The organism is Saccharopolyspora sp. NPDC049357, from assembly GCF_040677225.1.
Lineage (GTDB): Bacteria > Actinomycetota > Actinomycetes > Mycobacteriales > Pseudonocardiaceae > Saccharopolyspora.
In genome coordinates, this window is sequence record NZ_JBFAQJ010000008.1 from 134674 (window position 1) to 148608 (window position 13935).

13 protein-coding genes are annotated in these 13935 nt (G+C 69.1%); 6 read left to right on the forward strand and 7 right to left on the reverse strand.

Annotated elements, in window-relative coordinates; all coding sequences use genetic code 11:
• Positions 1–4 precede the first annotated feature (4 nt).
• Entirely contained in the window at positions 5–868 is an 864-nt protein-coding gene (locus AB0J91_RS09615; RefSeq protein ID WP_363865961.1) for an isocitrate lyase/PEP mutase family protein, read from the reverse strand.
• A gap of 133 nt (positions 869–1001) precedes the next feature.
• Here AB0J91_RS09615 and AB0J91_RS09620 point away from each other — a divergent pair, with 133 nt between their 5' ends.
• Positions 1002–1790: an IclR family transcriptional regulator gene (locus AB0J91_RS09620; protein ID WP_363865964.1), complete on the forward strand. Its 789-nt coding sequence runs from the start codon at positions 1002–1004 to the stop codon at positions 1788–1790.
• Between the two features lie 249 nt (positions 1791–2039).
• Here the strand turns inward: AB0J91_RS09620 and AB0J91_RS09625 are convergent, their stop codons facing one another.
• From AB0J91_RS09625 to AB0J91_RS09640, 4 genes are all read right to left on the reverse strand, one after another.
• A complete protein-coding gene (locus AB0J91_RS09625) occupies positions 2040–2486 on the reverse strand; it encodes an FHA domain-containing protein (protein WP_363865966.1) in 447 nt (148 codons plus the stop codon).
• 228 nt (positions 2487–2714) lie between these two features.
• Positions 2715–3461, reverse strand: a complete 747-nt coding sequence (locus tag AB0J91_RS09630) for an enoyl-CoA hydratase/isomerase family protein (protein WP_363865969.1) — start codon at positions 3459–3461, stop codon at positions 2715–2717.
• Complete coding sequence (locus AB0J91_RS09635; protein ID WP_363865972.1) at positions 3458–4807, reverse strand: MFS transporter; 1350 nt, start codon at positions 4805–4807, stop codon at positions 3458–3460. The genes AB0J91_RS09630 and AB0J91_RS09635 overlap by 4 nt, the downstream gene beginning before the upstream one ends.
• A 50-nt stretch (positions 4808–4857) precedes the next feature.
• Positions 4858–5979: a CoA transferase gene (locus tag AB0J91_RS09640; protein WP_363865975.1), complete on the reverse strand. Its 1122-nt coding sequence runs from the start codon at positions 5977–5979 to the stop codon at positions 4858–4860.
• A 128-nt stretch (positions 5980–6107) separates the two neighbouring features.
• Between AB0J91_RS09640 and AB0J91_RS09645 the strand changes: the two genes are divergently transcribed.
• Entirely contained in the window at positions 6108–6833 is a 726-nt protein-coding gene (locus tag AB0J91_RS09645; protein WP_363865978.1) for a helix-turn-helix domain-containing protein, read from the forward strand.
• A 187-nt stretch (positions 6834–7020) separates the two neighbouring features.
• Here the strand turns inward: AB0J91_RS09645 and AB0J91_RS09650 are convergent, their stop codons facing one another.
• Positions 7021–7779: a FadR/GntR family transcriptional regulator gene (locus tag AB0J91_RS09650; protein ID WP_363865981.1), complete on the reverse strand. Its 759-nt coding sequence runs from the start codon at positions 7777–7779 to the stop codon at positions 7021–7023.
• A 173-nt stretch (positions 7780–7952) separates the two neighbouring features.
• Between AB0J91_RS09650 and AB0J91_RS09655 the strand changes: the two genes are divergently transcribed.
• The 3 genes from AB0J91_RS09655 (at position 7953) to AB0J91_RS09665 (ending at position 11748) form a co-directional block, all read left to right on the forward strand.
• Positions 7953–9398, forward strand: a complete 1446-nt coding sequence (locus AB0J91_RS09655) for an aldehyde dehydrogenase family protein (protein ID WP_363865983.1) — start codon at positions 7953–7955, stop codon at positions 9396–9398.
• Between the two features lie 21 nt (positions 9399–9419).
• Positions 9420–10928 (forward strand): xylulokinase, encoded by a 1509-nt coding sequence (gene xylB, locus AB0J91_RS09660; RefSeq protein ID WP_363865986.1) that lies wholly within the window; start codon positions 9420–9422, stop codon positions 10926–10928.
• A 67-nt stretch (positions 10929–10995) separates the two neighbouring features.
• Positions 10996–11748 (forward strand): SDR family oxidoreductase, encoded by a 753-nt coding sequence (locus tag AB0J91_RS09665; protein WP_363865989.1) that lies wholly within the window; start codon positions 10996–10998, stop codon positions 11746–11748.
• Positions 11749–11757: 9 nt separating this feature from the next.
• Here the strand turns inward: AB0J91_RS09665 and AB0J91_RS09670 are convergent, their stop codons facing one another.
• A complete protein-coding gene (locus AB0J91_RS09670) occupies positions 11758–12588 on the reverse strand; it encodes an alpha/beta hydrolase (RefSeq protein ID WP_363865992.1) in 831 nt (276 codons plus the stop codon).
• A gap of 194 nt (positions 12589–12782) precedes the next feature.
• Here AB0J91_RS09670 and AB0J91_RS09675 point away from each other — a divergent pair, with 194 nt between their 5' ends.
• Positions 12783–13913, forward strand: a complete 1131-nt coding sequence (locus AB0J91_RS09675) for an aminotransferase class V-fold PLP-dependent enzyme (protein WP_363865995.1) — start codon at positions 12783–12785, stop codon at positions 13911–13913.
• Positions 13914–13935 lie beyond the last annotated feature (22 nt).

Consider the following 13935-nt stretch of genomic DNA (forward strand, 5'->3'; position numbering starts at 1 on the left):
TCCCTCAGACCGTCTCGGTGGCGGGCAGGTACGCGTGCTGCTGCCGCTCGATCTCGGGCATGCCGATGAGCTCGACGAATTCGTGGTGCGGCGTGGCTCCCGCGCCGACCTGAGCCGGTGGTTCCCCCGCGGCGAGCCGGTTCAAGCACTCCTGCGCGGCGCCGGTCACCGCCATCAGCACCTGAGTGGGCAGCAGCGCGATGCGAACGCCGATCTGCTCCATCACCTCGGGGGTGAACTCCCGCTCGGTCCAGGCCGAGGCCGTCAGGGTCGCCATGAGCGGGGCTCCGGTGATCTCGTGGCAGCGCCGCCACTCCTCGACGGTCGTGAAGGTCTTGGTGACCGGCATGATCAGGTCCGCTCCGGCCTCGACGTAGGCATCGGCTCGGCGAAGCGCGTCGTCTCCCTTGGCATCGGTCCGGGCGATCACGAGCATCCCGGTCTCCTGCGCGGCGTCGCGGACGGCGCGGATCTTGCCCGTGGCCTCCGCCAGGTCGAGCAGTTCGAGCTCGGCCCCGGGGATCAGCGGGCAGCGCTTGGGCGAGCGCTGGTCCTCCATGAACACCGCGGCGACGCCGGCGTCGGCGAACCGGCGGGCTGTCCGCGCGGCGTTGACGGCGTTGCCGTAGCCCGTGTCGATGTCGGCGATGACGGGCAGGCGGCTCGCCTCGCGGATCGTCCGGACCGCCTGCAGGTTCTCCGACATCGTGTAGAGCTCGGCATCCGGGTAGCCCAGCGCCGCCGAAACCGCGAACCCGGACGCGCACAGCGCGGGGAAGCCCGCCTGCTCGGCCAGCCGTGCGGTCAGCCCATCCCACACCCCGGGTGCGTAGACGAGTCTTTCGCTGATCATCTCGCGCAGATCCACTGACAGCTCCCTTGTGTATCGTGATGCGATACGCGTTCCGAAACTGTGCGCGAGGGACACGACCATGTCAAGCGGCTCCGGTCAGCGGGCCGTTAGCCTGGCGCTGTCCCGAAACACGAAAGGGGAGGTGGCGGTGGCACGAGAAGCTGTCGAAGACAGCTCCGGGCGGGAAACCGTCGGATCGGTGCTGCGCGCCTGTCAGCTGCTCGGGCAGTTCAGCGCGGAACGGCCCGTGATCACGCTCGCCGAACTCACGGCGACCAGCGGGTTCAACAAACCGACCGTCCACCGGCTGATGAGCACCCTCGTCGAGGCCGGCTGGGTGCACAGGGATCACAGCGGCGCCTACCGGGTCCGGATGCCGATGTTCACCATCGGCGCGGCCGCGCTCGCCGGGTTCGACCTGCGGACCGAAGCCCGGCCAGAGCTCGAAGCACTGGCTTCCGACTTCGGCGACACGGCGTTCCTGATGGTCCCCTCCGCCGCCGGAGCCGTGTGCATCGACAGGGTCGAGGGCGGCAAACCGATGGTCCTGGCCGCCGTCTCGATCGGGTCGGTCCTCCCGTACCACGCCGCGGCCGCGCCCGTGGCGATGGTCGCGTTCGACTCCGAGCTTCGACGCCGGATCCTGCGAGACCCGCTGCCCGCGTTCACCGAGATGACCCACTCCGACCCGGGAGAGTTCGCCGCCCATCTGGATCAGGTGCGCGCCGAGGGGGTTTCGCGCAGCCGCAACGACTACCTGCACGGGGTCTCGGCCGTCGCCGCCCCGATCCTCGGCTCGCGCGATTCCCTGGTCGGCACGATCAGCCTCGGCGGGCACAGCGAGGACTTCACCGGCACCGACGGCGACGTCCGAGCCGAAGCGGTGCGCGCAGCCGCCCAGCGGCTGAGCACCTCACTCAACGCAGCACGACTCTGAGAAGCCAAACAGGCGAAAAGCACGACGCAATCACAAAAAACCACTCCCCCGAAAACAAACCAGACCCCGCACCAAGCACCCACACCCACGGGCCACCGATCACCACCGTGGGCGGAAGACGGAAAACCGCAGTAATCAGGTACCGGAAAACTGCGGTAATCGAGTCGTCGGCGCGGGAAGTCGAAGCGCCGCAGGGGATGCGGCGAGGCGCGCGCCCGGCGGTCTCGCCGCCTGGACGCGCGCCCGTTCTCACCGCTGGGCGGGCCTGCGGCCGTCGGCCGCTGCGCCGACGCGGAAGGTGAACCGCGCCTTGCCGATCCAGATCTCGTCGGAATCAGCCAGCTCGATGCGCTCCACGGGCCGCCTGTTGACGTAGGTCCCGTTGAGGGAGCCGCCGTCGAAGAGGAAGCACCGGCCGTCCTCGATCTCCAGCTCCGCGTGGTACCGGGACACCGTCACGTCCTCGATCACGATGTCGCAGTCGCGGTGCCGCCCGATCACGGTCAGCGGTGCGGAGATCACGAACTCCGCTCCCTCGTCGACTCCTCGGTCGACCACCAACCGCATGTTCTGCTCCGACTCGCGCGGCGATGGGATCAGCTCGGCCAACCGCCCGGTGACGGGAAGCTCCTGCTTCGGCACATCGTTCACCGTGCGCTGGTCGAACAGTCCGGCGACCTCTGCGATCTGACCCATCAGCTTTCCCTCCCGCAACCAGTGGAAACGGCTCTCGTAGCGGTCCCTCCGCGGGAACCACTACGAGCATGCAGACCAGCCAGGACTTGGCGACCAGGCATTTCGTCCCGGATTCACTGTGTTCCACATCACCGAACACACGTCCGGTCAGGGCTGCTGAGCACCGGAGTTACCGGTGTTGCGGTTCCGCACGCCTGGTGCCGGGCGAATGGCACCAGACGTGCGCGTTCAGTTCCTGCCCGCCGCGTAGCGCATGACGTTCTCGGAGGTCTCGCTGGAGCGGAACATCCGGCCGAAGGTGTTGATCGACTGGTCCACCGCGCTCTGCAGGGAGACGTTGAGCCACTCGTCGATGAGCGCTCGCTGCTCGCGGATGGCCAGAGCCGGAAGGGCCGCCAGCTCGTGCGCCCATTCCCCGGCCACCGCCACCACGCTCTCCTGCGGGGCGGTCTTGTTGATCAAACCGGTGTGCGCCAGCTCCCCCACCGCCCGCGGCTCTCCCGTCAGCAGCATCTCCTTGGCGGTGGAGAGCCCGACGTAGTGGTGCAGCAGCGCGGCGTCGACGACGGAGGGGATGCCGAGCTTGACCTCCGGGAGTCCGACCAGCGCCTCCGCGTGGGCGACCCTCAGGTCGGCGGCGAGGGCCAGTTCGAAGGCGGCTCCGATGCACGCCCCTTCGAGCGCCACGATGGAGATCTGCGGTGCGTGGCGGACGGCGCGCATCATAGAGCCGATGCCGGCGATGATGCCGCGCGCCTCGGTCTCGGAAACGCCCTGGAAGGTACCCAGATCCATCCCAGCCGAGAAGTTCCGCCCGCCGGTGCCCGTGAAGACGAGCACGCGGCAGTCCTCGGAAGCCCCGACGACCGCTCGCTCCAGCTCCGGGACGTCGGTCGCCAGCAAGGCGTTGGCCTTGGCCGGGCGGTTGATGGAAATGGTGCGGACCTGGCCGGTGTCGCTGATGTCGATGGTCATCGGACGATCTCCTTCGTCGTGCTCGTGCTGGTGTTCGGGGTTTTCTCGGCGCGCAGGTGGTCGGTCGCGAGGGCGGCGAACACGCACAGGGCGGCGGCGATGAACAGCAGCGACACTCCCCACGTCGTCGTGCCGTTCGAGGCGGTCACGATGGCCAGCGCCCAGACCGGCACGAAGCCGCCGGAGACCGCGCCCGCGATCTCCCGGATGCTCACTCCGGTGCTGCGCACCTCGGGCGGGAACTGCCGGGAGAGGAACTCGCCGAACGACGCGAAGATCAGGGGTGCGGCGAATCCGGTGCCGATGATCAACCCGGCCCAGACGAGCCCCGTGCGGCCGCTGTCGAGGAACCAGAAGTAGGGGAAGGCCATCAGGACCGTCAGTCCCGCGCCGAGCGAGAGGGTGAGCCGGACCGAGTACCGGTCGGCCAGCCAGCCGCTCGCGGGAACCATGACGATCCCGACCACGGCGGCGAGCGCGACGCCGACCGCTCCGATCCACGCCGGTTCCTGCCGGAACTCCGCCAGGTAGGACTGGCCGAAGGTCTTGTACATGTAGGTGATGGCGTTGTAGCCGACGGTCACGAGGGTCACCGTGAGCAGTCCGCGCCAGTGCTCGGTGCACAGCCGTGCCATCTCGGCGATCCAGCGGCCGAAGGAACGGGGCTGCTTCTGATCGACCTCCCGCTCGTACACCGGGCTCTCTGGCATGTGCGAGCGGACCCACCAGCCGATGACCACGAGGACGCCGCTGGCGATGAACGGGATCCGCCAGCCCCAGGAGAGCAGGTCTTCCCGGGGCATGGCGGTGATCGCGGCGACGACGACTGACGAGGCGAACAGCCCGATGTTGACGCCGAGGGCGGGCAGCGAGCCGAAGATGCCGCGCTTGCCCCGGGCCGCGTGCTCGTAGGCGGTGATGAACGCGGTGCCCTGCTCGGCGCCGGCCCCCAGCCCCTGGAGCAGTCGCAGGAGGACGAGGAGGATCGGCGCCCAGATGCCGATGACGTCGTAACCGGGGATGGTCCCGATCAGGAACGTTCCGACTCCCATGAGGATGAAGGTGATCGCCAGCGCGGTACGACGGCCGTGGCGGTCGGCGACCGGGCCGAGGAGGATCGCGCCGACCGGGCGGGCCAGGTAACCGACGGCGAAGGTCGCGAGGGAGGACACCGCGCCGACCCGTGGATCAACGTCCGGGAAGAAGACGGGCGCGAAGACGACCGAGGCCATCGACGCGTAGAGGAACATGTCGAACCACTCCAGCGCTGTGCCGACGACGACCGAAGTCGCGACGGCCCGGCGGTGTGATCGTGGGCTCTGCGGGATCTCTCTGGTACTGGTCATGACAACCCTGTCTGCTCAGTGCGGGAGGCTGGAGTGATCGGGCGCGCGCATCAGCGCAACGGCGGTGCGGGGTGGCCGGGGTCGGGAACGGTGCCGTCGAAGCGGATGGGCGTGGTCATGCGCCGGTAGGCACCGACCGCCGGGTGGTCCGCCATCTTGAGAACACCGCTGTTCCAGGCGTATTCGTCGGAGACGACCTCGGCCGGGTCCTTGATCAGGGCCGCCGGGACGTCGTGTTCGGCGCAGTCGGCCAACCAGGCCGCGGCCGTTCGCCGGGCGATGCTCGGGGCGATGATGTCGATCAGCTCGACCATGTGGGTCGTGCGCGAGGACAGCGTCGCGAACCGCGCGTCGTCGGCGAGGTCTTCCCGGCCGATGAGCCCGAAGAAGTCCTTCCAGTTCCGGTCGGTGTAGGGAAGCACGGTGATCCAGGCGTCCGCCGTGCGGTAGAGGGCGCGGCGACCGGCAGTGGTCCGGGCCCAACCGAACTCGCCGGGCTGGTCGAGCGCGGTCAGCCCGGCGAGGTTCTCGACGAGGTTGAAGCTCATGAGGGTGTCGACCATCGGCACCTCGACCTCGCCGCCGCGCCCGGTGGCACCGCGCTGCCGGATCCCGGCGAGCAACCCGATCACGATGTACAGCGCGATGATCTTGTCGCCCGCGACGTAGGGGGCGAAGGCCGGTTCACCGCCCTCGGCTCCGTCGACGTGCAGCGAGAGCCCGGCGAAACCGGAAGCCGCCTGCACGATGTCGTCGTAGGCGGGCGCGTCGGCCTGGTCCGAGTCGGAGGCGTAGCCCTGCGCGGTGACGAAGACCAGCTCCGGGTTGAGGTCGAGCAGGCGGCGGGAGGTGATCCCGACGCGGGCGAGGCTTCCCGGGCGCAGGTTGGTGACGAACGCGTCGGCACCGCGGACGAGGTCGAACAACGCCTCTCGGCCCGCGTCCGCCTTGAGGTCGAGCACGACGCTGCGCTTGTTCCTGTTCAGGTTGAGCGAGAGCTCGCTCTGGTCAGGGCTCAGCGCCCGGCCCATCCTGCGGTTGATGTCGCCGGAAGGTGCCTCGACCTTGACGACCTCCGCTCCCAGGTCACCGAGGAGGGAGGTCGCCATCGGTCCCATGATCACGGTCGTGAGGTCGACGATCCGCAGGCCCGCAAGAGGTCCTGTTGTCATTGGCTCCGGTCCTTCGCTGTGCCAGTGAGGTGGTCGCAGCGACGGTAGAGAGCCGCCACATCCGCCTCCAACTCCAGACGCAGCGACGAACATTGGAAACTGCGGATATGCGTAGCTAGGATCGCGAGATGAGTCAGGGAGAGGACACGCGGCAGTCGCACCGCACCATCGACCGCATGGCGGCGATCCTCGATCACCTGGCCAGGACGCCCAGCGGCTGCACGCTGTCCGAGCTGGCCCAGGCGGCCCGAGCGCCTCTCACGACGACCCAGGGCATCGTGCGCGGACTCGTCCACAACGGTTACGCGGATCAGAACAAGCGGCGGTACTTCCTCGGCCGAACGACGTACCTGCTCAACCGGCGCGCTGGACGGGAGCTGCTGCCCGGCATCTCGCGTTCGCTGCTGGCGCGGGTTCACGAGCAGGTGCGGCTCAGCGTCGTGCTGTCGGTCCGGATCGGCGAGGTCGGCTACTACATCGATCACATCTCCGAGGACCCCAAGTTCGGCCATCTCGCCGAGGACCTGCTGGAACGCCCGCTGCTCGAGAACTCAGCGGGGTGGGTCCACCTGGCCTCGATGGAACGCGCGCAGCTCTGGGAATACCTCGCCAAGCACTCCGATCAGGCCGAACTCGTCTCGGCGTTCCTGGCCCAGATGCCGAAGATCCTCGGAACGGACCTGAGCGTCGCACCGCGCATCTCGAAGAGCGCGGCCGGGATCGCCATGGGGATCCGCGAGGACGGACGGCTGGTCAGCGTCGTCTCGGTCATCGGCGAGCGCCACGAGCTCGAGGAGCGACGACAGCACGTCGTCAACGTGCTGACCTCCGAGCGGGACCTCAGACGGAGCTGAGGCCGCGCCGCCTTCCCTCCGACGGCATCTCCAGCGTTGACCTGCCCCGGGACGTCGGTGCCCCGGGGCAGGTCGCGGCGAAGACCCCGGCATCGCCGATCGGTCGGAGCTGGACGATCGGGCGGTGCCGGGACCGGTCGAGTGTCGAACTTCGAGCGCGCTGGAGGTCAAGACCGACCGCGAGTCGTCAGCGCGGTTCTCGCCCGGGAACCAGTTCGTCCTGCTGCGAGACGACCCGGTTCAGGTGCGCACGCGCGGCCTCGCGCGCCGCGTCCGAATCGGCGGCTGCGATCGCCTCCAGGATCGCGCCGTGCTCGGCCAGGGTCTGCGGCAGGCTCGCGAGGTAGGACCCGGCGTCCTCGTACGACTCGCGCAGGCAGGTGTTCACCGGGTCCATGAACCAGGAGAAGAACGGGTTCCCACCGGCCCGGGTGACGATCTCGTGGAACCGCACGTCCTCCTCGAGGCAGACCTGGTAATCGCTCATGTGTCGTTCCACGCGTCCCACCGACGCGCGCAGCTCGTCCAGGTCCTCCTCCGTGCGGCGCGCCGCCGCCAGCGCGGTCACCTCGACCTCGATGATCAGCCGGGTCTCCATCAGCTGCTGGAAGGTCGTCGCGTTCATCCCCAGCATCAGCGAGTAGTGCCGGACGATGGCGGAACCGTCCGGTTTGGACACCGTCATCCCGCGGCCGGGACGGATGTCGACCAGCCCGCGTTGTTCGAGGATGCGGCCGGCTTCCCGGATCACCGTCCGGCTGACTCCGTAGCGCTCGACGAGCTGAGGTTCGGTGGGCAACCGGTCCCCCGGGCGCAATCCCTGCGCCAGCAGGTCGTTCTGCAGGCGTTCGGCCACCACGTCGGGCAGGCGCGGTGGCCTTTCCGGCGGCGCTCCTCGGGTCTCAGCGCTGAACGCTGCTGGGATCGGGGGTTGCGACGAAGCCATGCGAGAACTATCGTCCGATCATCATACGAAGTCAACGGACAACACCTGTTCACCGGTATCGAGCCCGCAGGTCGGCCACGCCGCGTTCTTCGTCTCCGAGATGCAACCCGTCCGCTGAACATCAACGGCACTGATCGCCGGATCTCGCGTCAGCGCCACGAAAGCAGAACCGGATGTCTCAGAAAGTGATCACCTGCCGGAACTTCCACGCCGGCACCTGGCACGACACCTCCGAGGGCCTGATCGAGCGGAACAACCCCGCGACGGGCGAACTCGCCGCGATCGCCCCTCGTTCCTCACCTGCGGACGTCGACGCAGCGGCCACCTCGGCCGCGACCGCCTTCCGGACCTGGCGCAGGACCCTCCCGGTCGACCGCGCCCGGTACCTGCACGAGCTCGCCGCGGAATGCGCGCACCGCGTGGACGACATGGCTGCGGCCATCACGCGGGAACAGGGAAAGCCGCTGGACGAGGCACGTGGCGAAGTGCGGAAGTTCATCACCGCGCTGCACTACTACGCCGAAGAGGCGCAACGGGTTTTCGGGCGGACCATCCCCAACGACGCCGCCGGTTTCACCAGCATCGTCGAGAAGGAGCCCATCGGCCCGGTCGCCGGCATCGTCCCGTGGAACTACCCGATCGAGCTGATCGGTTGGAAGCTCGCGGGGGCGACCGCGGCCGGCTGCACCATCGTCATCAAGCCCTCCGAGCACACCCCGGGCTGCGCGCAGGTCCTCTCCGAGTGCATCTCGGCCGCTTTCCCCAGCGGCGTGGTCAATTTCGTCTACGGCGACGGCGGAACCGGGCGAGCCCTGGTCGAGCACCCGGCGATCCGCAAGATCGCCTTCACCGGGTCGATGCGCACCGGCCAGTCGATCTTCCGCTCGGTCAACGGGATCACCGGCCTGTCCCTCGAACTCGGCGGCAGCTGCCCGATGATCGTCACCGAGCGGGCGGACATCGGCGCCGCGATCACCGGCGCCGCCCGCCGTTCGTTCCGCAACGCCGGGCAGATCTGCATCGCGATCAACCGGATCTACGTGCAGGACGGCGTCCACGACGAGTTCCTGGCCGGTCTGGCGGCCGCCGCCGACGCGCTGGAAGTGGCCGACGGGATGGAGGTTCCGTCCGCGGACGTCGGTTCGATGACGATGGAGGAGACCTACCGCCGCACCCTCGACCACATCGAGGACGCTCGCGAGCGCGGCGCCTCGGTGGTCGCCGGCGGCGGACCCGTCGCGGAGCTCAAGCCCGGCCTGTTCCTGCGCCCCACGGTCGTCGCCGACGCACCGGACGAGGCGTTGGTGATGCACGAGGAGACCTTCGGCCCGCTCGTCGGAGTCTCGAGGTTCTCCGATCTCGACGACGTCATCGACCGGGCCAATGCCGCTCCCGGCGGGCTGGCCGCCTACGCCTACACCGACGACACCCGCGAAACGTTCGCGCTCGCCCACGAACTCGACTTCGGGAACGTGGCGGTCAACAACGTCGACGCCGGAATCATGAACGCGCCCTACGGCGGACGGCGGGAAAGCGGTTTCGGTTCCGAGCACGGCCACGAGGGCCTCGAATCCTACTTGCAGCTCAAGCACATTCGGCTTCGCCACGGCGCGCGATGAGGCGCGGAAGGACGTAGCACAATGCTCATCGGCATCGATCTCGGCACCTCCACCTGCAAGGTCATCGCCGTCAACGGCGACGGCGAAGTGGTCGCCAAGCAGAGCCGCGACTACGCCATGATCAACCTCCGGCAGGGATGGGCCGAGCAGGACCCGGCGGAGTGGTGGCGCGCCACCGATGAGGCGATCACGGCGCTGACCGCGTTGCTGCCCGAGGGCGGGCGGGAGGTGTCGGGAATCGGCCTGTGCGGCCAGATGCACGGGCTCACCGCCCTCGACGCCGCGGGCGAACCGCTGCGGCACGCGATCCTGTGGAACGACCAGCGGGCCGCTCCGCAGTGCGACTGGATCACCGAACGGGCAGGCGGGCTCGACGAGCTCCTGCGGATGACAAGGAACCGGATGCTGCCCGGTTTCACCGGAGGCAAGATCGTCTGGTTCCGGGAGAACGAGCCGGAGCTCTTCGCGCGCACGGCACGCGTCCTCAACCCCAAGGACTACCTCCGGCTGCGCATGACCGGGACGTGCGCCACCGACGTCTCCGACGCCTCGGGCACCGGCCTGTTCGACGTGGCGCGCCGCGCCTGGTCCGGCGAACTGCTCCAGCTGCTCGACATCGACCGCTCGCTGCTGCCCGACGTCGTCGAGTCCACCGACCAGACCGGGCAGGTCCAACCCGAACTGGCCGAGCGGTGGAACGTCCCCACCGGCACCCCGGTCTTCGGCGGCGGCGGAGACGCGGTCATCCAGACGACCGCGATGGGCCTCGTCGACGCCGGCCCGGTGGGGTTCACCATCGGTACCGCCGGAATCGTCGCCGGTGGCGCGTCCTCCTGCCCCGACAACCCCGGGGGCCGGGTCCAGGTGTCCTGCGGCAACGCGCCGGGACGTTGGCATTGCATGGGTGTTTCGCTCAGCGCCGGTGGGGCCTTCCAGTGGTTGCGCGACGCGCTCGCGCCCGCCACCACCACCGATCCGATCTCCTTCGACCGGCTCATCGGCCTCGCCAAGGCCGTCGATCCCGGTTCCGACGGCCTCCGCTTCCTGCCCTACCTGCTCGGTGAGCGGTCCCCGCACGTCGCCCCGGAGGCGACCGGCAGCTGGGTGGGGCTGACGCCGATCCACCACGTCGGCCACCTGGCGCGCAGCGTGATGGAAGGGGTGCTGCTCAACCTCCGGGAGATCCTGGAGGTGTGCCGCGACGCCGGGCTCGACTGCGAGCGCGTCATCGCCTCCGGCGGTGCGACCAGCGAGTCGTTGTGGCTGCAGATGCTCGCCGACGTGCTCGACCGGGACATCGCCGTGGTGACCGGGTCCTCCGAAGGAGGCGCCTACGGTGCCGCGCTGGCCGCGGGAGTCGGTGCCGGTCTGTGGAGCGATTTCGACGAGGCGCTGGCCGGGGTGAGCGTGGAGCGCACCTTCGTCCCCCAACCGGGACCTGCGCAGGAGTACGACCGGATCTTCCCCGCGCACCGCCGGCTCTACGACGGGCTCAAGCCCGTCTACCAGGCGAACGCCGAGGTTCCGTGATCACCGGCTTCCCACTGGTCCGCACGAGATCCGCGATGTCAACGTCCACCCACTCCCGGGAGGGAACATGACCGACCTGTTCGCGCTCAACGGCAGGAACGCGATCGTCACCGGCGGCGCGCAGGGCATCGGCGAGGCCATCGTGCTCGGCCTCCGCGACGCCGGTGCCCGGGTGTTCATCTGCGACGTCAACCCCGACAGCGGTCGAGCATCGGCCGAGCGCCACGGCGTCGAGTTCGTGGCCGCGGACGTCACCGATCCCGACAGCGTCGAGGCGGCGTTCGAGCACGTGGTGACCGCGGGCGGTTCCGTCGACGTCGCGGTGAACAACGCCGGCATCGTGCACAACCACCCCAGCGAAGACCTCGACCCCGCGGACTGGCGCCGAGTGATGTCGGTGAACCTCGACGGCGTGTTCTACAGCTGCCGGGCCGCGGGCAAGCGGATGCTCGCGCAGGGCTCCGGGAGCATCATCAACACCGGCAGCATGAGCGGCCACATCTCCAACCGCCCGCAGCCCCAGTCCGCCTACAACGCCGCGAAGGCGGGCGTCATCCACCTCACCAAGTCCTTGGCCGGGGAATGGGCCGCTCGCGGGGTGCGGGTCAACTCCGTCTCCCCCGGCTACGTGGGCACCGAGCTGACCGAACGCGGTCTGAGCAACGAGGAGTGGCGCCGGGCCTGGATCGACGGCACCCCGATGAACCGCGTCGCCGAACCCCGCGAGATAGCCCCGGCCGTGGTCTTCCTCGCCTCCGACGCCAGCAGCTACTGCACCGGAACCGATCTCGTCGTGGACGGCGGCTACACCGTCTGGTGACGAGCTGTTTCAGGATCGCTCGGTCAGGAACGCCAGCAGGTCGGCGTTGATCGTCTCCGCGTGCGTGGTGGGCATGCCGTGCGGCAGACCTCGGTAGGTCTTCAGCGTCGCGTTCTTCAGCAGCTTCGCCGACAGGGGCCCGGAGTTCTCGTACGGCACGATCTGATCGGCATCGGTGTGCATCACCAGCACCGGAACGGTGACCTTCGTCAGATCATCGGTGAAGTCGGTCTGGGAGAAGGCGACGATGCCGTCGTAGTGCGCCTTCGCGCCGCCCATCATGCCTTGCCGCCACCAGTTCTGGATGAGGGCTTCCGCTGGTTCCACGCCCGGCCGGTTGAATCCGTAGAAGGGGCCCGACGGGAGGTCGCGGTAGAACTGCGAGCGGTTGGCCGCCAGCTGCGCCTGCAGGTCGTCGAACACTCGCCGGGGCAGCCCGCCGGGGTTGGCTTCGGTGGCGACCATCAACGGCGGAACGGCGTTGATGATGGCGGCCTTGGACACCCGCGCCTCGCCGTGCCTGGCCAGGTACCGGATCACTTCACCGCCGCCGGTCGAATGGCCCACGTGAACCGCGCCGGTCAGGTCGAGATGGGCTGTCACCGCGGCGAGATCATCGGCGTAGTGGTCCATGTCGTGGCCGTCGCCGGTCTGGCTGGAGCGTCCGTGCCCGCGCCGGTCGTGGGCGATCACCCGATATCCGCGCTCCAGGAAGTACAGCATCTGGGCGTCCCAGTCGTCGGCCGAGAGCGGCCAGCCGTGGCTGAACACGATCGGCGTGCCCGAACCCCAGTCCTTGAAGAAGATCTCGGTGCCGTCGTTGGTGGTGATGGTGCCCATGCAGTTCCTTCCTCGGTGTGGAACGACGCGGCACACCTTCGCCACGTGTCCAGGGCTCAACACCGCCCGATGCTCCGCACGAACCGACCGAACCTCCAGGGCCATAAGTCACTCGCCGCGGACCGGCACCCGGTCGGCGCGATGCCGCCCCAGCGCATGTTTCGCGCCCGCAGCCGCACGGGTAGGTCGAGCTGGTGTCCGCCCCGATGTCCGACGAGTTCGCGCCTTTCGACCGCGCGTGGCTCAACACGGCTCACCAAGGACCCATGCCGCTGACCGCGGCAGCGGCGGGGCGCGAAGCGATCGAGGCCAAGCTCGATCCGCGCCGCATGTCGGACGAGGCGTTCTTCCAGGTCCCGGCCGCGCTGCGCAGCTCGCTCGGCGAGCTGGTGGGCGCCGGTGGCGACGAGATCGTGCTCGGCAACAGCACCAGCTACGGCCTGAACCTGCTCGCGCACGGCTTGCCGCTGCGCGACGGCGACGAAGTGCTCCTGGTCGACGGCGATTTCCCGGCCACGATCTACCCGTGGCTGCCCTTGCAGCGCCGAGGAGTGCGCCTGCGGACCGTTCCCGCCCCGTCCGGCGCCCTCGAACCGGAGGACCTGGACTCAGCGCTGACCGACCGCACCCGCGTCGTGTGCACGAGTTGGGTGTTCTCGTTCACCGGTCATGCCGCGGAGGTGGCCGACCTGGTCGACGTGTGCCGTCAACGGGAGAACATCACCTTCGTGCTCAACGGTTCTCAAGCGGTCGGCGCCCGTCCCGCGGACGTCTACGACCTGGGAGTCGATGCGCTGGTGAGCTGCGGCTTCAAGTGGCTGTGCGGCCCTTACGCGACGGGATTCGCCTGGCTGCGCCCCGCGCTCATGCGGAGGATGGAGTACGAGCAGGGTTATTGGCTCGCCCAGGTCGGCGAGATCGCGAACCCACCGGGCCACTACGCACTGCGCCAAGACCTGGGCGCCGCCGCCTACGACGTCTTCTGCACCGCGAACCTCTCGGTCTTCCCCTCCTGGCACCGCGCGGTGTCCCTGCTGCTGGAGCGCGGGATCCACGAGGTCCAACGGCACGACCAGGCGCTGATCGACCAGCTCATCACCGGGCTGCCCGAGGGGTGGGTTCTGCGCAGCCCGGCGGCCGGTGCGCGACGTTCCACCCTGGTCCTCCTCGAACCGGAACCACCGGACACCGTCGCGCGAGCGCTGCGGCGCCTGGACGTGGCAGGTGTCGACGCGGCCGAGCGCGCGGGCAAGCTCCGGCTCTCACCGCACGTTCACAACACACCCGCTGACATCGAGCGCGCGCTCGCGGCGCTGGCCGCGTGAGCGCCCACCCCGTTCCGCGATC

What these genes read in the sequence shown, in the direction of transcription:
- AB0J91_RS09625 (WP_363865966.1), bottom strand. Translation starts at nt 2,486, where the DNA reads ATGGGTCAGATCGCAGAGGTCGCCGGACTGTTCGACCAGCGCACGGTG.
- AB0J91_RS09630 (WP_363865969.1), bottom strand. Translation starts at nt 3,461, where the DNA reads ATGACCATCGACATCAGCGACACCGGCCAGGTCCGCACCATTTCCATC.
- AB0J91_RS09635 (WP_363865972.1), bottom strand. Translation starts at nt 4,807, where the DNA reads ATGACCAGTACCAGAGAGATCCCGCAGAGCCCACGATCACACCGCCGG.
- AB0J91_RS09640 (WP_363865975.1), bottom strand. Translation starts at nt 5,979, where the DNA reads ATGACAACAGGACCTCTTGCGGGCCTGCGGATCGTCGACCTCACGACC.
- AB0J91_RS09645 (WP_363865978.1), top strand. Translation starts at nt 6,108, where the DNA reads ATGAGTCAGGGAGAGGACACGCGGCAGTCGCACCGCACCATCGACCGC.
- AB0J91_RS09650 (WP_363865981.1), bottom strand. Translation starts at nt 7,779, where the DNA reads ATGGCTTCGTCGCAACCCCCGATCCCAGCAGCGTTCAGCGCTGAGACC.
- AB0J91_RS09655 (WP_363865983.1), top strand. Translation starts at nt 7,953, where the DNA reads ATGTCTCAGAAAGTGATCACCTGCCGGAACTTCCACGCCGGCACCTGG.
- xylB (WP_363865986.1), top strand. Translation starts at nt 9,420, where the DNA reads ATGCTCATCGGCATCGATCTCGGCACCTCCACCTGCAAGGTCATCGCC.
- AB0J91_RS09665 (WP_363865989.1), top strand. Translation starts at nt 10,996, where the DNA reads ATGACCGACCTGTTCGCGCTCAACGGCAGGAACGCGATCGTCACCGGC.
- AB0J91_RS09670 (WP_363865992.1), bottom strand. Translation starts at nt 12,588, where the DNA reads ATGGGCACCATCACCACCAACGACGGCACCGAGATCTTCTTCAAGGAC.